Origin of the sequence: Acinetobacter nectaris CIP 110549 (assembly GCF_000488215.1) — a bacterium.
Classification (GTDB): domain Bacteria; phylum Pseudomonadota; class Gammaproteobacteria; order Pseudomonadales; family Moraxellaceae; genus Acinetobacter; species Acinetobacter nectaris.
Genome location: NZ_KI530712.1, coordinates 973,060 through 992,785 on the forward strand (window position 1 = coordinate 973,060; position 19,726 = coordinate 992,785).

The following is a 19,726-nucleotide window of genomic DNA, read 5'->3' on the forward strand; positions in this document are numbered from 1 at the left end:
ATTTTTAAAGCTCACATAAAAATGTGAGCTTTTTTTATACAAAAAAGGAGGATAAACCTCCTTTCTTTATTTTATTTATTAGGTACTTGAATAGTTGCACCTAAACGTAATTGAGAGTTAGGCTGTAAATCATTCATTTCTGCCAATTCTTTCGGTTCAATACCATATTTATTTGCTAAACGAATTAAGTTATCGCCTGACTTCACTTTATAATCAACCGTCTTTTTTGGTACATCAAGTACTTGTCCTCGACGCAAGCTTGTTCTTACTGTGAGATCATTCATTTCTGCAAGCTCTTTAACAGTCATGCCATAGCGCGCTGCTATAGTGTGCATAGACTCACCTGACTGCACTGTATAGCTTTCAGTTTGTTTCGTACTATGTGCTGTAGTTGAAGCTTTCTCTTTACCACGTCGCTGTTCAACTTCAGGTTGCTCTATTACTTGTGCATTATCATCAATATCATTGTCATCTAACTTTAGACGCTGACCAATACGCACCCCTGAACCTTTAGATAAACCATTAATACTTGCAAGATAATCTAGCTGTAAGTTATAACGCGCTGCAATATTTGTAAGTGTATCACCACTTTTTACTGTGTACTCTGTAGGGGTTTGTGTACCTTCAGGTACTTGAATGACTTGCCCTACCCGTACTTGATAATTGCTACGAACATGATTTAATTTTGCAAGCTCGCTTAACGAAATATTTGATTTTGTTGCAATCGAGTTAAGTGTATCACCACGTTTTACTTTATATTTTTCAGATGATGTTACTTCTTCACGATGGCTCTTTTGTTCCTTTTCTTCAATCATTGGAACATTAATTTTTTGACCTACTCTCAAGCTATCATTGGCAGATAAATCAGGTGTTAAATCTGCAAGCTCCTGATTAGAAAGGCTATAGCGATCCGCAATTAACTTTAAATACTCACCACGTTTGACACTATAAACCTGTGTTTTTACTTTTGGCGCTTTTTTCGGCTCAGATACTTCTTTTGGTGCTTTTAAAACAAGTTTCTGACCAATCATTAAATTACTAGTCGTTGAGAGATTATTCCAATCAGCCAAATCTTTTACGGACAAGTCAAACTGGCTTGCCACAGCAGTCAAACTATCATTTGCTTTTACAACATAATTGTCTGGTTTTTCTACAGGTGTGTTTTGTGGTTTAGCATCATAGAGATATAAAGTATTTCCAACATATAACGGCGCATTTGGATCAATCTGATTCCACTTTGCAATATCTCGCCAATTCACACCATTTTTCATCGCAATTGTCGCAAGGGTATCACCACCAACTACAGTATAGGTACTTCTATCTCCCTTTGGAGTAACAGCAACAACATCTGTGTCTGTTTTAACATAATCTCTGTCTTTGTTACGTTTTGCATCATCAGAATCTTGTGAAACTGTATCTACAACATTTTTAGGATAAGAGAAGCTCTTTGTTACTTCTTTTCCTTCACTATCTGCAACAGATTGACTGGTTTGAATTGCAGTTAATTTAATTTTGCCATCTAAAGGATCGACAACTTGAGTACCCGCAGGTGCGATGGCTTTAATCTCATTAATGACTTGTAACTGTTCAGAACTGTTTGCAACAGGTTGTACTACATTATTTACTGTTTCTTTTGCATCATCAGCTTTAATTTCAGCTAAAATTCGATCACGCTCATGAATAGAAATCGGTGGTTCTGTATTAATTGGGCGTTTCAAATCGTTTGCCGTTGTGACTGCAACAGGAATACGTGGTGCACTTGGTACATCTGCATTATTTGCAAAAGCAGCAAGCGCATCTGGATTGACTGGCGTATTCACTCGACTTCTATCTGGAATTGGTGTAGAGCTACCAACAATCACAGGTTGTGTCGTTATTACAGTTGTTTTCACAGGTGAAGTTGCCTGCCATGTATTATTACCTGTGTACCCTGTGCCTTTAAGTGCCATTAATCGGCGATCAACCGCAGGGCTCACATCTGAAGGAATTAAAATACGTCCTGGGCTATCTGTATCTACATATTCACCACGATAGCCTGGGTTAAGTGCATACAGCTCTGTACGTGAAAGACCCGATAAATCAGCAATTTGTGTCATAGAAACACCCGGCTGAATTTGAATCTCTCTAAAGTGAGGTCGATTGGCAATAGGTGGCAGTGTAACGCCATACGCACGCGGATTTTTAACAATTTGAGCAACTGCCAAAAATCTCGGCACATAGTTCATTGTTTCTGCTGGCAATTTTAATGACCAGTAGTCTGTAGGCAACCCAAGTGATGCGTTACGATTAATCGCTTGCTGAACACGCCCAGGACCTGCATTATATGCAGCAAGTGCAAGCTCCCAAGAGCCAAACTGATTATATAAACTTCCTAAGAACTCATATGCTGCACGCGTAGATTCAACTACATCACGACGCGCATCATATGAACCAGTTTGCTGTAAACCATAAATTTTCCCTGTACTCGGAATAAACTGCCATAAACCCGTTGCAGATGCAGAGCTGGTTGCAGCAGGGTCATAAGAGCTTTCAATTACAGGTAACAAAGCCAACTCTGTTGGCATACCACGGCGCTCAGCCTCTTTTACGGTATGGTACAAATAACGACTGGCACGTGCACTTAAACGATCTAAATATGGCTGTCTTGAAATAAACCAATTTCTTTGCGCATCAATACGAGGGTCCCAATGTCCCTCATCCATTTTAAAACCGACAGTCATGCGTTTCCAAACATCACCATGCTTTAAAATAAGGAGTCTATCTCCCTCTACAGCACGCATATCTGTCGCTGAAAGTAGATCTTCTAATGAGTCAAGCGAACTTGCATCCAAATAATCAGATGGATTACTACTCACTTGTTTAGGATGAATTGTTGTTTGCGTTCTTGTTGGTGTTGAACTACATCCTGTACTTAAAATTAAGGCTGCAACAGTCGAACCTAATAGTGATACTTTGAAAAGTTGCGGTGCAGAAATTTGCCACAATACCGTGGTAGGTCTAAACATATACAATCCCAAACAAGTCGTGAGGTATTTAATTCTTCATTGCCATTTTATTAAAGCTGACCTAAGGTACAACACTCTAACTTATGCTAGTCTACCTGAAATGTTACAAGAAATTAAAAAATCTTGTGAAACTACTGAAACATAGCATTTTGCACGGTAGAATAAGGCTTTTCACCATAACTTTTAGTTTGGATTTTGTATCATGTCACAAACAATTACACTTTATGTCGACGGTGCTTGTCGAGGAAATCCAGGTCTTGGAGGTTGGGGTGCATATGTCATTACAGAACAAGGTGAACATAAACTCTCAGGTGGTGCAAAGCTCACAACAAACAACCAAATGGAACTTACAGCAGCCATAGAAGGTATTCAATTTTGCCCAATAGATGCCAAGCTTATTATTTGGACAGATTCCAACTATGTAAAGCAAGGTATTACAGAGTGGATTCACAACTGGAAAAAGAAGAACTGGAAAGATGTAAAAAACCCAGATTTATGGCAAAAACTTGATGCAACATGCCAAAATAGAGAAATTGAGTGGAATTGGATTAAAGGTCACGCAGGTCACGAAGGAAATGAAATGGCAGATCAACTGGCAAATAGAGGTGCTGATGACTTTTTAAAAGAACAAAATGAAAAACACTCTGGAATAGAGAAAAAAAAAATTGAAGATGATTGGTTGCTCAACGACCCCTTTGGTTTAGATATAGATGAAGAACATGATACAGAAGCTTTTGAAAATGATGATCCTCATAGTACTCAAGGGCAAGAAAATATAAGTGTTCAACAGCACCCTCATATTAAAATTACACCTGCAAAAGTAGACCTACATGGCCCACGCCAACTTATTCTAGATACAGAAACTACAGGTTTTTACTTTCAAGATGGCGACCGCATCATCGAAGTTGGCGCTGTCGAAATGATTAATAGAAAACTAACAGGCAGCTCTATTCATATTTATATAAATCCAGAGAAACCCGTGGGTGACTCAGTTGAAATTCATGGTATTACAGATGAATTCTTAGCCGACAAACCGAAATACCAAGAAATTTCAAATGTACTGCTTGATTACCTAAAAGGTGCAGAGATAATTGCACATAACGCATCGTTCGATATGAACTTCTTAGATGCAGAGTTTGAGCGCGTTAAGCTCCCTAAGCTTTCAAACGTATGTGAAGTGACAGATACATTGGCGATGGCCAAAAATAAGCATCCTGGACAAAAGAATTCCTTAGATGCACTTGTACGAAGATATGAGATTCCTGCACGCGACAGAACATACCATGGTGCTCTACTCGATGCAGAAATTTTAGCAGATGTATATCTTGCCATGACAGGTGGTCAGGTTGCCTTTGAAATGGATGCGCTTTCTCAAGACAATCATAGTGCGGGAAACAATCCCAATAACATACATATTCATGCAGACTTACCCATTATTTATGCATTAGATGCAGAGCTAGAAGCACATCAAAAATGGATAAAAACTATTGCAGAAAAAAATGGTGAACCAAGCATTTTTGAAAAATTAGAATAAGCATTTTTTAGTATTTTTGACATAAATATGGTGTATAGTAGTTCACTTATATTAAATATTTCGCATAAATTTAGTTTATTTTTTATTTTACTATTCATGCTTTAATTGTATTATCTTAGTAAGTAAAAGCACACTTATTCTGCTTCAGATTAATAGATAGGTATATTTCATGTCGGATCAAATCTCTACATCTTTCAACCCAACAGCACTACTGATGGTCAAATCAGAAATAGATAATTCGATCCAACAAATAGCCACTTTAATCTCTAGTTTAGTTGAAGATCAGCAAGTTCCTTTTGGTCTTGATGATGCATTAATTCAACTAAACCAATGCTCTAAAGTTCTTTACCTAATTAACCAAGAAACTCTAGGTAAAACGATTGAGTACAGTGCTGAAGCAATACAGCAAGTTCTTCAAACACCAAATAACATCAAAACAAGTGAAATTCATCTGATTAGTAACGCACTACTCAGCGTAAAACGCTACATTGAGTTCAGTTGCTTAGAAGAAAAAAATGTTCCTGTATTTCTACTTGATCAGCTAAATCAGCTAGAACACCATTTAAAACATCCAATCACACAAGAAACGGCAGGTTTAGAAACTAAGCTTTCTAACTATCCTCAAATTGATATTCAAGTTGATAGCGTTGAAAAATCTGCGTATACCCATCAGCTTTACAAGATTTGTTTAAAACAACTCCTACTCCATAAAACAACAGGTATTAACAAAGTTGCATTAATTGCTGTAGCACAGCAACTTACTACTTTATCCGTTGGCACACCAAGTGAACTATATTGGAAGTTTGTGTTTGAAGCATTTAATCATATTGAACAAAACTTCTTTACTGCATCTCGTCTAAGAACTTTTATTCAAATTGAAAAGAATATCGATGAATTCTTTACCGCATTCCATACTTTTGAACCAACTAAAACTGAGTTTGCTAACATTATTCGTATTTGCCTTGGACAAAGTTCAACTGTTGCAGAAAAGTTATCATCACAACTTCAATACCAAGTTATTTCTGATGAAACATTAAATACTTTACAAGATAAATTAAGAGCTCCTGATTACGACACCATTACAACAGTTGCTCAATTACTGAGTGATGAGATCATAACTGTTCGTCAAGAAATTGAATTTAATTATAAAACTATGGATGCTGAACGGTTTGAGAACTTACAGAAGCATCTTGTAGATATTAGAAATACGCTTGCAGTTTTGAATTTAACTTCTATTGCACAAACTGTAACGACACATTTAGATAAGCTACAAAACCTTGAGCAGCTACACAATGAGCTTGCAACTCAAGAATTAATGCAAAGCTTAAACCAAGCACTTAATGAACTTGGTCTTTATATTCGTAAGAATACCCCTAACCTATTACAGCGCCCTGTAATTAATAAAAATATTGCGCTAGATCGCTTAGATAATGCCTATATCACCCTAGCACAAGAACTCAAAGAGTTGGTTGAAAGCAGTGCAAATCAATTAACAGACTACCAAGCACAGCAAGATATTAGTCTATTAGAAACACTTCCTCACGCTTTAGAGGAAATGGCTGGTGCAGCACTATTCTTATTTAATAGTCCAACTATTTATCAAGCGTTTACCCACTGTGCACATTTCATGGAGAATGCTCTGCAAAATACAGCATTGCTGAGTGAAGCGAACATTAAAACGATACTCAGCGTATGTGCAAGTGTAGACATTAGCCTAGAAGAAATTAACAATAAACAACCTATTATGTTTGAAATGTTTGATGTAGCATTAAGAAATAGCCAAGAACTTCAACATGCTGCATAAATAATGTCTCAAAAGAAAATCGCATACATTTACAATAACCAGCAGTTGCTTGTAGATCAAAGCATGCAACTGCCTAACCTCACTCCAGATGTTACAGACTTAGTCGTAGACCAAACGGCGTTTGCACGTATATGGAAAGAGAGAGATGAAACTCCAAATGGTTTTCAGTTTGTCTCATTAAGAGAACTCATTCCAACATGGCACACTCAACAGTTTGAGCAAGCAAGTCGAGCAATTCAACTTCTAGAGTGGAAAAAACGCCATCAATTTTGTAGTACTTGTGGTACAAAAACCAAAGCTCATCACACCGAACTTTGTATGGTCTGCCCACGTTGTCATTACCGCCAATATCCTCGTATTAGCCCTTGTGTAATTACAATTATTACACGTGGAGAAAATGAAGTACTGCTTGCTAAGTCAATCCATCGTAAAGATAACATGTATGGTTTAATTGCTGGCTTTGTCGAAGTTGGGGAAACGCTAGAGCAAGCCGTTGCTCGAGAAACAATGGAAGAAGTCGGTGTTAGACTAAAAAATATTCGCTATTTAGCAAGTCAGCCTTGGCCATTTCCTAGCAATCTCATGCTTGCATTTCATGCTGAATATGCAGGTGGTGAAATAGCAGTTCAAGAAGATGAAATTGCTGATGCTCAGTTTTTTAAATTTGATCAACTACCAAGCGTGCCTCATGCGGGTAGTATTGCACATAGATTAATTATGCATATTACGCAGAATCATAAACTCTAGTTTTATGAGTGACTTTCATATTAAATACATGTCAGTCACTCTAAGACTTTTTAAGCTTCGCCCAAACATTTATTAATTTCTGTAAGTATCTCTGCTTTAGTTGCAAACATACGGCTCGTATAACTAGATAAGCTTCCAACTAAAGTAATATGCCCCGTATATGGCACTGTTTTAATAATACTAATATTGCCAACTTCCATTAACTTATCATGCATATCTAATGTATTGCTTTTAGCAACTAAGAAATCTTTCGATGCCAATAGTAATACATGATGAATATCATTTTTTTCAACAAAGTAATATGGCATGACTTCCTTATAGTCTAAAGAAAGATCAAATGCCTGCTCTAGGTTAGCATCACCCATATATTTAAAATGATATGGCCCAGCCAAACCTATCACCATTTTCACTTGATGCTTACAAACAAGTGCTGACTCATAAGGTGAATAAATCGCAGACATAATATTAAATCCGCCTGCCGAATGCCCCATCAGTATTATATTTTCTGTAGATAGATTAAGTCCTTGCTTCTCCTTTTCTAAATAATTCAAAGCAATGACAAGGTCATTTACATAATCAGGGAACTTATGCTCAGGTGCTAACCTATAGTTAATCACAGCAACATTAAAGCCTTCTTTTGCAAAGCTTTCACCTACAAACAAATAATCTTCTTTTTTACCATGTGCCCACGTACCGCCATGTACAAATACAATTAAAGGCTCATCTAATCTGGGACTCTTTGCTTTATACAAATCTAATTTCTGACGAGCATGCTCGCCATAAGATAAATCTGCATTTAAAGTAAAATGCTCTCTAGAAGTTAAACGGTTTAAATGATGACTTGCGACATCATAAAACCGAAACTCCTCTAACCGCTCTTTTGCCGCAGTTAAATATGGACTCAACACCCTGTCTTTAGTTGACTTAAGTTTACTTTTCCACATATCTAGTAATTATAAGGAGTTGTAGAAGCTGTACTTCCATTAGATGCCACAGGTGTACCCGAATTTACAGCTACAGGTGTCTGTACAGTTGGTTGAGGTGTTTGCGTACCTGTATTTTGAATATTATCAATCAAAGTAACCACCTTTGTAATATCTCCAACCTGCCCAAGTACATTGTTTAAATCAGCAATCTCTGCATTATTTAAACGCCCCATCACATATAGAACACCATCTTCTGTATGTACCAGTACCTTACTGTCTGAAATTACTGGTGCTCTTGCAATTAAACCACGTGTATTTGCCGTGACTGTTGCATCCTGCATAATTGTACTGTAGCTAATTTGGTTGCCCACAGTCATATAGTCATGCACAGATTTCACATCACTCATCGATTTTAAGTTATCTTCAGCAAGTTTTTTTAAGCTTTCATCAGGTACTTGACCCGTTAGCAATACACTACCAAAAAAGCTTTTAATATTTACACGTGATTGTTTAAAACGTGAATCTAACTTATACAAGTTAATATATGCCGTGCGCTCAATCGACTTATCAATAAGTACTTGACCTAATGAACGAACACCACTTTCTGTACCCACAGGTGCTGAACCTGTACCACCTGAAATAAAACTTGCACAGCCTGATAAACTTGCTGCACATAAAAGCGCAAGTAAAATACGTTTAGACACCCAAAAACTCCTTTATAATCACTTAACCTGAGCACAGATATACATTTTAACTTTATATTGTGTCTAAATTAAATGCATCTTTAATCCACTCTAAATCATAATTGACTAAGGAAAAATCTTGCAGTATAGATTTTGCAACTTGTTGCTTAATTTGAATACAAATAACATCAAATCTTAGGTTATGCATTTCATAACAAGGATATTCATCTAAAAAATGATATGCGGTTTTTATAATTTTTTTCTGCTTAGACTGAGAAATTGTTTCACATGCCATACCATATTTTATAGAACGGCGTGCTTTTACCTCTACAAATATAATTAAGTCATCTTTTTGCATAATCAAATCAATTTCCCCATAAGCAGAGAAATAATTGGCACGAATTAAATTAAACCCTTGATCACTTAAATAGCTAGAAGATTTATCCTCTGCCCATTGACCAAATTTTCTTGTGCTAGACATAATATTATATAAAAAACAATAATATTAACATGACCACAAGACTCCACGTATTTTTTTAAATCGGGTACACTACGCAATTATTGATTTACTAAAGAAGTAGGATACGCCTATGAATGCTCAATTATTTGTTGTAGCGACCCCAATTGGGCATTTAGATGATATGACTTTCCGTGCAATTGAAGTACTTAAACAAGTTAAACTTATTGCCGCAGAAGACACACGTCAATCTATACAACTTCTGAAGCACTTTAATATTTCAACACCACTCACTGCCTGCCATGACCATAATGAATCACATAAAATTGAGCAGTTATTAGATACTCTAAAATCAGGTGATAGCATTGCACTTATTAGTGATGCGGGCACACCACTAATAAGTGATCCAGGCTTTAAACTTGTCAGAGCAGCTCAAGAACACAATATTCGTGTAACTCCAGTTCCTGGTGCATGTGCAGCAATTTCAGCATTAAGTGCCGTAGGATTACCAAGTGACCGTTTCAGTTTTGAAGGCTTCTTACCCTCTCGTTCATCACAACGACTTTCACAACTCGAACAACTGAAGGATGAGACTCAAACTCTAATTTTTTATGAAGCACCTCATCGTATTTTAGAATGTGTAAAAGATATGGCACAAGTTTTTGGAAGCGATAGAAAAGTAGGATTTGCACGAGAAATTACAAAAACGTTTGAAACAATCAAACAATTTTCTTTTGCAGAACTTATCTCATTTATTGAACAAGATAGAAACCAACAAAAAGGTGAAATTGTACTTGTTGTTGCAGGGTCTACAGCACAAAAAGACTTACAGCAAGAAAAGTTAGATGAAATTTTAAATCGTTTACTTAAAGACCTCTCTGTCAAAGCTGCCTCTCAATTAGCTGCCGACTTATTTGGGATTAAAAAGAAAATTGCATATCAACGTGCATTAGAACTGACTCAGTAAATTTATTAAATGACCCATGTATAAAGTGGGTCATTTTTAAAATTGGCGTGCACTAAATAAATTACTTTTATATAATGTGTTTTTAACCATGTAGGCTTTTGTCAGTTGTGTTCTTTTACAAAAGCGGATTAACCCTATTAGAACTTGTTATTTCAGTTTTTATTTTAGCCATATTGGCATTACTTCTAGCACCAACATTTCATGAAATCCAAGCAAAACAAGAAAGTAAACTCACCAATATTTCATTAAGAAACTATATTCAACATTCAAAACACTCTGCCATACTATCTAAGCAAGATATTATGTTGTGCCCAAGTACCGATGGAGAGACTTGTAGTCATACAAATGATTGGGGAAAAGGTATTCTTATGTTTAAAGATAGTAATAAAAATAGAGTATTTGATACTGCAGAACAAAAAATTGACTTTATCGTACTTAACCTGAAATATGCAGAGTTAAAATGGAGTGGAAGCCGAGGCAGCAACTTTATTATTTTTAAAGGAGATACAGGGTTGCCAAGAGGCCATATTGGTCACTTTACCTACTGTAATATGACCAATATAGAACACTCATATAAAACTACTTTAAGTATGATGGGTCATGTAAGACATCTACCTATAAAAAGCTGCTAGTTTCATGCCCCAACTGATTTAAAAAATACGATTATTATCACGCACTCTTTGTGGTACTTTTTCTAAATTTAATAAGGTTTGCTCTGCAATTGCCATGTAATTATTTGCAGCAGCATCACCCATAAGAACACTTGGCATACCATTATCTGTATTTTCACGAATCATTTTGGTGAGTGGTAATCTTCCTAACAAAGGTATTTGGTATTGCTCGACAAGCTGTTCACCACCACCAACACCAAAGATTTCATCTTCATGTCCACAATTAGAACAAATATGCGTAGACATATTTTCAATTACACCAAGTACAGGAATAGATACCCTATTAAATAGCTCAATTCCTTTAATTGCATCTAGTAATGCAATATTTTGTGGTGTCGTCACAATAACAGCACCTGTAACAGGAATACGTTGTGCCAATGTCAGTTGAATATCACCTGTACCCGGTGGCATATCTATCACCAATACATCAAGCTCAGGCCATAGTGTTTGGTTAAATAACTGCATGAGTGCCCCTGTTGCTTTTGGGCCACGCCATGCGACAGGCGTATTATTATCACCAGTCAAATGACCTATTGATAATACTGCCATTCCATGTGCTTCCAATGGAATAAACTTTTCATCTTCTATAAGAGGTGTTTTTCCTGCATTTCCCAACATGGTTGGAATACTTGGTCCATAGATATCTGCATCTAAAACACCTACTTTTTTACCTAACTTCTGTAAAGCCAATGCAAGATTAACTGTTGTTGTTGATTTTCCAACACCACCCTTACCCGAAGAAACAAGAATGACATCCTTAATTCGAGGATGCGCAGGAATTTCCTGCTGTTTAGGTACAGCTTGCTTAGGAGTCTGAGTAGCATTACTTGCAGCATCGATTGTTGGCGGTACTGTTGTTGCCTGCTTGTTTTCTTTTTGTTGTACAATATGTAAATTTAGGGTCTGAATACCACACTTTTCTAATGCTAAAGACAGCTCATCATGTATTTTCTGTAAATGATCAGCTTCAGAAGGAAAAGTATTCATTGTAAGTTGCAACGTATAATCTTGTAACTGTACTGCTGTAATCCTTGTTTTTAGACTTTCTTTATTCGGTAAGCGATAATTTTGTAATACTTGCTGAATATCATCTTCACTGATTTCTTTTGCAGGTGAAAAAGCAGACTTTAGTGAAGAAAACCATGACATAATTATGCTCCAAAATGAAACAACAAACGAATTTTATTAGTGTATCAGTATTCGTATACCATCGCTTCATTTTCACATATTTAAAAAAATCACCCCATACCTGAATATGGAGTGATCTCACAAATACAAATTATTTTGTTAAATCATCAAACTTTTTTTGCGCCGCATTTTTCAGTTCGTCAAACTTACTTGTAACTGAGTCTTTTAAATCATGTGCTTTTTGCTTTGCTTCATCTACTTTTTCATCTAAAGATTCTTTCAATGAGTCATGCTTATCTTGCGCATTTTGTTTTAATTCATTTACTTTATCTTCACCTTCTTGTTTCTTATCTTCAGCTTGCTGTTTAAAATCATCTAAAGCCTGCTCACCTTTCGATTGAGCTTCTTGTGCTTTTTGTTTCGCCTGTTCTGAAAGTTCAGATGCTTTATTTTTTAGATCATCTAATGCGTTATTGTCAGTCATGATATTTTCCTTATAAAAATTTATGTGTTACCTACTATAAAATAATTCGATTATGCTTTTTTATTAAGTGTAATTTACTAATCAATGCACTTTGAAACAAAATCATTACATATCTCAAGATTTACATAAAAGACAACATGAGTCTCATTATTTTTAATGATCTATTCTCTACCTTCTTTTTTGAAAGATTTTAAAGTACTTAATTACATCAAATATCAATTTCAAAAATTAATTTCCATCCATGTCGGTTACTTTTTGAAAAGATTTCAGGTATTCCGTTATGCAAGAGTACGATAAGTCAGGTAAAATCATTCGCTTGTGAATACGAATGAGAGAATAACATCCGTGCGTAAAATACTCGTCACCAATGCTTTACCTTACGCGAATGGCCCAATCCATATGGGACACCTACTTGGCTATATTCAAGCAGATATTTGGGTTCGTGCCATGCGAGCAATGGGTCATGATGTGACTTATGTTTGTGCGGATGATGCTCACGGCACAGCAATTATGCTACGTGCTGAAGCAAATAGAATTTCTCCTGAAGAACAAATTGCAGGTGTACAAAAAGAACACGAGCGTGACTTTGCAGGGTTTGGTATTAGCTTTGACCACTATGACTCAACACATAGTGATACCAACCAAGCTCGTGCATCTGAAATATATTTAAAAAATAGAGATGCAGGCAATATAGCTGTTCGCCCTGTGAGTCAACTTTTTGACCCTGAAAAGAAAATGTTTTTATCTGACCGCTTTATTAAAGGCACATGCCCAAAGTGTGAAGCTGAAGATCAATACGGCGACTCATGCGAAGTCTGTGGTACAACTTATAATGCAACAGAGCTTGTGAATCCGCGCTCGACTTTAAGTGGTGCAACACCAATTGAAAAGTCTTCAGACCATTACTTTTTCAAGCTGCCAAATTATGAAAAATACTTGCAGCAATGGACACGAGATGAAGGTCGCTTGCCTGTATCTATTGCAAATAAGCTCGATGAATGGTTTGAAGCAGGTTTAGCTGATTGGGATATTTCACGTGATGCCCCTTATTTTGGCTTTGAAATTCCAGATGCAAAAGATAAATATTTTTATGTTTGGGTAGATGCTCCTATTGGTTATATGGCAAGTTTTGAAAACTACATTAAAACCAAACGTCCAGACTTAAACTTTAATGATTACTGGCAAAAAGACAGTCAAAATGAGGTTTATCACTTCATTGGTAAAGACATCGTTTACTTCCATGCCCTCTTTTGGCCAGCAATGCTTGATGGTGCAGGTTATCGCACCCCAACTGGTTTGTTTGTAAATGGCTTCCTAACTGTCAATGGACAGAAAATGTCTAAGTCACGCGGTACATTTATTAAAGCTGAAACCTACTTAGCTCATTTAAACCCTGAATACTTACGCTACTACTTTGCCTCTAAACTTTCAGACAAAGTTGAAGACTCTGACTTAAACTTAGATGACTTTATTCAAAAGGTAAACTCTGACTTAGTTGGTAAAGTTGTTAATATCGCCAGTCGTTGTGCAAAGTTCATTAACAAAAACTTTAACGATACACTTTCAGCAGATTGTGCAGAACCTGAGTTAGTCCAAAGCTTTGTAGATGCAGGCGAAAAAATTGCAAAATCATATGAAGCACGTGAATTCAGTACAGCAATTCGTCAAATCATGGCACTTGCAGATAAGGCGAATCAATATATTGATGAGAAAAAGCCTTGGGCATTTGCAAAAGTTGAAGGAAATGAACAGCAAGTACATGACATATGCTCTGTAGGTATTAACCTATTCCGTCAACTTGCAATTTATCTTGCACCTGTACTTCCAAGCCTTGCTAAAGAAGTTCAAAGTTTCTTAAAGTTAGAAACATTTGATTTTGCATCTCGCACCAAAATTTTAACGCAGTACGAAATTGCAACATTCAAACCACTTATGCAACGTGTAGATAAAAAAGCGGTCGATGCAATGGTAGATGGGTCTAAAGATTCTCTAGCATCACCTACCCCTACACCACAAAAAGCAGCAAAAAAAGTAAAGCCAACTCCACCACCTGCAACAGCAGATGAAACAATTCATATTGATGACCTTACCAAAGTAGACTTACGTGTAGCCAAAGTACTTGCTGTAAATACAGTTGAAGGCTCAGATAAACTTCTTCAATTTACTGTAGACCTCGGTGAAGACCAACCTCGTAATATCTTCAGTGGTATTCGTAGCCACTATGCACCAGAAGACCTACAAGATAAATTGGTTATCGTAGTTGCCAACCTTGCACCACGTAAAATGCGTTTTGGAATATCAAACGGTATGATTCTTTCTGCGGGTGGTGAAAAAGGTGTATTTATCCTTTCACCTGACAGTGGTGCTCAGCCAGGCGATAAAGTTTCTTAAAGTATTGTAAAAGCCTTACTTCGGTAAGGCTTTTTTATATTCAAATAAACCAACATTAACATCTAAAAATGGTCGAATATATTTAAACCTATTTTCCCCAATAGCCCTTATAAAAATCATTCAAATAGTTTTTTAAAACCAGAAATTTATCATTTTTTAGCTGATTCTTTAGTTATCCACATAGTTATCCCACACTCATTTTTAAGAAATTTGTTATGCTATCTCACTCGGTTTTTGCTAAGTCATTTATCTATAAATATACTTACAAAAGCAACTGTACAGAAAATCTAAATATAAAAATGTCAATATTGATATTCAATTTTTTTTCCCGTATCTTGTGTCTTAATTTATTTCAAACCACTAAGTCTTGTGTTTATCCCTCAAACATCGTGGCGAAACCACCCGATTCAAATGGTCTATAAACATAACAATGAAGACAATGGAGCTAAGCTAACATGAGCGTAATCTCATCAACCCCAGGTCAACTGCAAGTGATCAAACGCACTGGTGATGTTGCCCCTTTTGACGCTGAAAAAATTTCTGTTGCAATTGGGAAAGCTTTTTTAGCCGTTGAAGGTCAGCAAAGTTCTGACTCTAGCCGTATCCATGACCGTATTACAGAACTTACAGAGATGGTAACGAATACGTTTACACGTCGTTTACAGTCAGGCGGCACAATTCATATTGAAGAAATCCAAGACCAAGTTGAGCTTGCGCTTATGCGTACAGGTGAGCAAAAAGTTGCGCGTGCTTATGTAATTTACCGTGAGCAACGCACAAATGCACGTCAACAAGTCAGCGAAAACCATCACCCAACACTACAAATTACAGATAAAGATGGACAACTCCAACCCTTGAACCTTGCAGAACTTCATGCAGAAATTAGTAACGCTGCTGAAGACTTAGAGGGTATAAATGTTGAGGCCATTGTTGATGAAACAGTTAAGAACCTTTATAACGGCGTAAAAGCAAGCGATATTGCCACAACAATGATTATGGCAACCCGTACACGTATCGAACAAGAACCAAACTATACTTACGTGACTGCTCGCCTACTACGTAATGAATTGGTAAAAACAGGCTTAGCATTTTTAGGTTTAGATGTAACAACATCTGAAGCAGATGCACTTGAAGCATTTTTGAAAAAAGGTATTGAGTTAGATTTACTCTCTCCTGAACTTCTAAACTTCGACCTTGCAAAGCTTTCAGCAGCAATTCAGCCTGAACGTTCAAACCAGTTTACCTACTTAGGCTTACAAACATTATTTGACCGTTATTTCATTCACTCTAAAGGTGTACGTTTCGAGCTTCCGCAATTATTCTTCATGCGTGTTGCAATGGGTCTATCACTCAATGAAGCTGACCGTGAAGCACGTGCTATCGAGTTCTATAACCTGCTATCTAGCTTTGACTACATGGCTTCTACGCCAACGTTATTCAACTCTGGAACACTACGTCCACAGCTTTCAAGTTGCTACCTAACCACAATTGATGATGACCTATATGACATCTATGGTGCAATGCGTGACAATGCGATGCTTTCAAAGTGGGCTGGCGGTTTAGGCAATGACTGGACACCTGTTCGTGCATTAAACTCATACATCAAAGGCACTAATGGTAAATCACAAGGTGTTGTACCATTCCTTAAAGTTGCCAACGATACTGCTGTTGCGGTGAACCAAGGTGGTAAGCGTAAAGGTGCAGTATGTGCATACTTAGAAACTTGGCACTTAGACATCGAAGAATTCTTAGAGCTACGTAAGAATACAGGTGATGACCGTCGTCGTACACATGACATGAACACTGCAAACTGGGTACCTGACCTATTTATGCAACGTGTGATTGAAGATGGTGAATGGACGCTATTTACTCCATCAGAGACACCTGACCTACACGACCTTACAGGTCTTGAGTTTGCAGAGCGCTACACACACTACGAAAGCATTGCAAAATCTGCAGATATGCTTCACAAGAAAGTGCGTGCAAAAGACTTATGGCGCAAAATGTTATCTATGCTGTTTGAAACAGGTCACCCATGGATTACATTCAAAGATGTATGTAACTTACGTTCACCTCAGCAGCATGTTGGCGTTGTTCACTCATCAAACTTATGTACAGAAATTACATTAAATACAAGTAAAGATGAAATCGCGGTATGTAACTTAGGTTCAATTAACCTTGTTCGCCATATCGAGAATGGTCAACTCAATCAAGCAAAACTTGAACGTACTATTAAAACTGCTGTGCGTATGCTTGATAACGTTATTGACATCAACTACTACGCTGTACCTCAAGCAAAAAATTCAAACATGAAGCACCGTCCTGTCGGTATGGGAATCATGGGCTTCCAAGACGCACTTTATGAAATGGGCATGGCATACGGTTCAGACCAAGCAGTTTCATTTGCAGATGAATCTATGGAAGTGATTAGCTACCATGCAATTCAAGCATCTAGCGACCTTGCGGTAGAACGTGGCGCGTACTCAACATTTGAAGGTTCGCTGTGGGATCAAGGTATTTTACCAATTGACTCTCTTGAGCTTGTGGCAAAATCACGCCCTGAAAAAATGTTTGAAGTTGATCGTTCACAGCGTTTAGATTGGGATACGTTACGTCAGAAAGTTCAAAAAGATGGTATGCGTAACTCAAATGTGATGGCAATTGCACCTACAGCAACTATTTCGAACATTTGTGGTGTTTCTCAATCAATTGAGCCAACTTTCCAAAACTTATATGTAAAATCTAACCTTTCAGGTGAGTTTACAATCATCAATCCATACCTTGTTCGTGCATTAAAAGAACGTGGTTTATGGGATGTTGTTATGGTTAACGATCTTAAGCATTACGAAGGTTCTGTAGAAAAGATTGCTCGTATTCCTGAAGACTTAAAAGCAATGTTTGCGACTGCTTTTGAAGTTGAACCTCGTTGGATTGTAGATGCTGCATCACGTCGTCAAAAATGGATTGATCAAGCACAATCATTGAACCTCTATATTGGTGGTGCAAATGGTAAGAAACTTGATATTACCTATAAGATGGCTTGGTTACGTGGTTTAAAAACAACGTATTACCTCCGAGCATTAGGTGCGACATCCACTGAAAAATCAACGATTAATACAGGTGCATTAAATGCAGTGAAAACAACAACTGTTTCTTCACCTGCACCTCAAGCAGCAGCATCTGCTTCTGAAGAAGGTTTTTCACAAGCAGCGCCAGTGCCACAAGCATGCTCAATCGATAACCCTGATTGCGAAGCTTGCCAATAAATTAAGACTTAGAAGTGCATAAAATATATGCACTTCTAAACGATTAGACCTATCTTATATTGCATGGATCAATCATGTTTGCACACCTATCAAACAACTACGAACTCGGTCTGATCCTATATGTCCTGACCTACTTCGTATTTTGCATTCCTGTGGTATACGTCATTTATAAGGTCTATCAAGAAAAACGTAAGCAAGATAAGTGACAAACTACTTCCTTTTGTATAAATAAAAAACAGGAAGTCAACTAAACTTATTTTTGCTTATACAGAATAAACGTATAGTAGAGACATCTTCGTCGTAAGATGTCTTGTAAAAGAAAAGATACACAACGAAGAGAGAACTATTATGTCTATCCTAAGTTGGGACGATTTTGAAGATGATTCGAAAAAACAGACTCCAGAGTCCAAACCTACGCCCGTCGAACAGGAAAAAGCGCCTGAGTCGCAGATGGTATCTACTCCACAACCATCGCAGAAGAACACTGACGATTCTCATGCCGTTACAACAAACGGAAGAGCCTCAGAACATACAACCGATTCAATGGTTCGAGCATCTGAATCCTTAAAGAATTTAGATGTCGCACCGGGCTTAGAAGAGCTTGAAATGGGTGCAGGTCGTGTACAAGTTGATGATAAAGCAATGATCAACTGCCGTGCTGACTTAAACCAGCTTGTTCCATTTAAATATGAATGGGCATGGCAAAAATATCTTGATGGCTGTGCAAACCATTGGATGCCTCAAGAAGTCAACATGAACCATGATATTGCACTTTGGAAATCTGAAAATGGATTAACTGAAGATGAACGTACAATTATTATGCGCTCTCTTGGTTTCTTCTCTACAGCAGACTCTTTAGTTGCAAATAACCTTGTATTGGCAATTTATCGTTTAATTACAAACCCTGAATGCCGTCAGTACATTTTGCGTCAAGGCTTTGAAGAAGCGATTCATACACATGCTTACCAATACTGTATCGAGTCATTGGGTATGGATGAAGGTGAAGTGTTTAACATGTATCGTGAAGTTCCATCTGTTGCACGAAAAGCAGCATGGGGCCTAAAATATACACAAGCACTTGGTGATCCAACATTTAAGACAGGTACACCTGAAACTGACCAACAACTTCTTCGTAACCTGATCGCATTCTACTGCGTCTTAGAAGGTATTTTCTTCTACTGTGGCTTTACTCAAATTTTGAGTATGGGTCGTCGTAATAAAATGAATGGTGTTGCTGAACAGTTCCAATATATCTTGCGTGATGAATCAATGCATGTGAACTTCGGTATCGATATGATTAACCAAATCAAGATCGAAAACCCACATCTATGGACAACAGAGTTCCAACAAGAAGTTATTCAAATGATTCTTGAGGGTACAATGCTAGAAATCGAATATGCACGCGATACTATGCCACGTGGCGTACTAGGTATGAATGCTGCAATGATGGAAGAATACTTGAAGTTCATTTGTAACCGTCGCCTTGTGCAGTTAGGGTTACCTGAGCAATATAAAGGCGTGACAAATCCATTCCAATGGATGTCAGAGATGATGGACTTGCGTAAAGAGAAAAACTTCTTTGAAACGCGTGTAACAGATTACCAAACAGGTGGTGCGCTTAGCTGGTAAGCACATCCTAAAAAAGAAGCCTTTATGGGCTTCT

13 protein-coding genes and 2 pseudogenes are annotated in these 19,726 nt (G+C 37.3%); 9 read left to right on the forward strand and 6 right to left on the reverse strand.

Going from position 1 to position 19,726, the window contains the following annotated elements:
• Positions 1 to 71: 71 nt before the first annotated feature.
• Positions 72 to 3,005 carry a lytic transglycosylase gene (locus tag P256_RS04925; RefSeq protein WP_023272582.1) on the reverse strand — a complete coding sequence of 978 codons (2,934 nt, stop codon included), beginning with the start codon at positions 3,003 to 3,005 and terminating at the stop codon, positions 72 to 74.
• 202 nt (positions 3,006 to 3,207) lie between these two features.
• On the opposite strand from P256_RS04925, the pseudogene rnhA reads away from it, so the two are divergent.
• The 4 genes and pseudogenes from rnhA to nudC form a co-directional block, all read left to right on the forward strand.
• A pseudogene (gene rnhA / locus P256_RS13485) lies at positions 3,208 to 3,579 on the forward strand (ribonuclease HI); the annotation flags it as partial.
• A 210-nt stretch (positions 3,580 to 3,789) separates the two neighbouring features.
• Positions 3,790 to 4,539 (forward strand): annotated as a pseudogene (dnaQ, locus tag P256_RS13490) (DNA polymerase III subunit epsilon); the annotation flags it as partial.
• Positions 4,540 to 4,708: 169 nt separating this feature from the next.
• Positions 4,709 to 6,343: a hypothetical protein gene (locus P256_RS04935; protein ID WP_023272584.1), complete on the forward strand. Its 1,635-nt coding sequence runs from the start codon at positions 4,709 to 4,711 to the stop codon at positions 6,341 to 6,343.
• Between the two features lie 3 nt (positions 6,344 to 6,346).
• Positions 6,347 to 7,090, forward strand: coding sequence for an NAD(+) diphosphatase (nudC, locus tag P256_RS04940; protein WP_023272585.1), 744 nt, complete (start codon positions 6,347 to 6,349; stop codon positions 7,088 to 7,090).
• A 50-nt stretch (positions 7,091 to 7,140) separates the two neighbouring features.
• On the opposite strand, the gene P256_RS04945 is transcribed toward nudC, so the two are convergent.
• From P256_RS04945 to P256_RS04955, 3 genes are read right to left on the reverse strand one after another with little or no spacing between them, the layout of a single operon-like run.
• Entirely contained in the window at positions 7,141 to 8,034 is an 894-nt protein-coding gene (locus P256_RS04945) for an alpha/beta hydrolase (protein ID WP_023272586.1), read from the reverse strand.
• Between the two features lie 2 nt (positions 8,035 to 8,036).
• On the reverse strand, positions 8,037 to 8,720 hold the full coding sequence (locus P256_RS04950; protein WP_023272587.1) for a BON domain-containing protein: 684 nt from the start codon (positions 8,718 to 8,720) through the stop codon (positions 8,037 to 8,039).
• A gap of 52 nt (positions 8,721 to 8,772) precedes the next feature.
• On the reverse strand, positions 8,773 to 9,180 hold the full coding sequence (locus P256_RS04955) for a YraN family protein (protein WP_023272588.1): 408 nt from the start codon (positions 9,178 to 9,180) through the stop codon (positions 8,773 to 8,775).
• Between the two features lie 109 nt (positions 9,181 to 9,289).
• Here P256_RS04955 and rsmI point away from each other — a divergent pair, with 109 nt between their 5' ends.
• Both rsmI and P256_RS04965 read left to right on the forward strand, forming a co-directional pair.
• A complete protein-coding gene (gene rsmI, locus P256_RS04960) occupies positions 9,290 to 10,123 on the forward strand; it encodes a 16S rRNA (cytidine(1402)-2'-O)-methyltransferase (RefSeq protein WP_023272589.1) in 834 nt (277 codons plus the stop codon).
• A 107-nt stretch (positions 10,124 to 10,230) separates the two neighbouring features.
• Entirely contained in the window at positions 10,231 to 10,755 is a 525-nt protein-coding gene (locus P256_RS04965; RefSeq protein ID WP_023272590.1) for a GspH/FimT family pseudopilin, read from the forward strand.
• Between the two features lie 18 nt (positions 10,756 to 10,773).
• On the opposite strand, the gene apbC is transcribed toward P256_RS04965, so the two are convergent.
• Both apbC and P256_RS04975 read right to left on the reverse strand, forming a co-directional pair.
• Positions 10,774 to 11,943 carry an iron-sulfur cluster carrier protein ApbC gene (gene apbC, locus P256_RS04970; protein WP_023272591.1) on the reverse strand — a complete coding sequence of 390 codons (1,170 nt, stop codon included), beginning with the start codon at positions 11,941 to 11,943 and terminating at the stop codon, positions 10,774 to 10,776.
• Between the two features lie 130 nt (positions 11,944 to 12,073).
• The gene (locus tag P256_RS04975) at positions 12,074 to 12,406 is read right to left on the reverse strand and encodes a hypothetical protein (protein WP_023272592.1); all 333 of its coding nucleotides are present in this window, start codon (positions 12,404 to 12,406) and stop codon (positions 12,074 to 12,076) included.
• Between the two features lie 345 nt (positions 12,407 to 12,751).
• Between P256_RS04975 and metG the strand changes: the two genes are divergently transcribed.
• From metG to P256_RS04990, 3 genes are all read left to right on the forward strand, one after another.
• Positions 12,752 to 14,797, forward strand: coding sequence for a methionine--tRNA ligase (gene metG / locus P256_RS04980; RefSeq protein ID WP_023272593.1), 2,046 nt, complete (start codon positions 12,752 to 12,754; stop codon positions 14,795 to 14,797).
• Between the two features lie 455 nt (positions 14,798 to 15,252).
• Positions 15,253 to 18,063 (forward strand): ribonucleoside-diphosphate reductase subunit alpha, encoded by a 2,811-nt coding sequence (locus P256_RS04985; protein ID WP_023272594.1) that lies wholly within the window; start codon positions 15,253 to 15,255, stop codon positions 18,061 to 18,063.
• 348 nt (positions 18,064 to 18,411) lie between these two features.
• Positions 18,412 to 19,692 carry a ribonucleotide-diphosphate reductase subunit beta gene (locus P256_RS04990; RefSeq protein ID WP_023272595.1) on the forward strand — a complete coding sequence of 427 codons (1,281 nt, stop codon included), beginning with the start codon at positions 18,412 to 18,414 and terminating at the stop codon, positions 19,690 to 19,692.
• The last annotated feature ends 34 nt before the right edge of the window (positions 19,693 to 19,726 follow it).

Excerpts from the sequence above, each read along its gene's own strand:
- P256_RS04925 (WP_023272582.1), bottom strand. The coding sequence starts at position 3,005 with ATGTTTAGACCTACCACGGTATTGTGGCAAATTTCTGCACCGCAACTT.
- P256_RS04935 (WP_023272584.1), top strand. The coding sequence starts at position 4,709 with ATGTCGGATCAAATCTCTACATCTTTCAACCCAACAGCACTACTGATG.
- nudC (WP_023272585.1), top strand. The coding sequence starts at position 6,347 with ATGTCTCAAAAGAAAATCGCATACATTTACAATAACCAGCAGTTGCTT.
- P256_RS04945 (WP_023272586.1), bottom strand. The coding sequence starts at position 8,034 with ATGTGGAAAAGTAAACTTAAGTCAACTAAAGACAGGGTGTTGAGTCCA.
- P256_RS04955 (WP_023272588.1), bottom strand. The coding sequence starts at position 9,180 with ATGTCTAGCACAAGAAAATTTGGTCAATGGGCAGAGGATAAATCTTCT.
- rsmI (WP_023272589.1), top strand. The coding sequence starts at position 9,290 with ATGAATGCTCAATTATTTGTTGTAGCGACCCCAATTGGGCATTTAGAT.
- apbC (WP_023272591.1), bottom strand. The coding sequence starts at position 11,943 with ATGTCATGGTTTTCTTCACTAAAGTCTGCTTTTTCACCTGCAAAAGAA.
- P256_RS04975 (WP_023272592.1), bottom strand. The coding sequence starts at position 12,406 with ATGACTGACAATAACGCATTAGATGATCTAAAAAATAAAGCATCTGAA.
- P256_RS04985 (WP_023272594.1), top strand. The coding sequence starts at position 15,253 with ATGAGCGTAATCTCATCAACCCCAGGTCAACTGCAAGTGATCAAACGC.
- P256_RS04990 (WP_023272595.1), top strand. The coding sequence starts at position 18,412 with ATGTCTATCCTAAGTTGGGACGATTTTGAAGATGATTCGAAAAAACAG.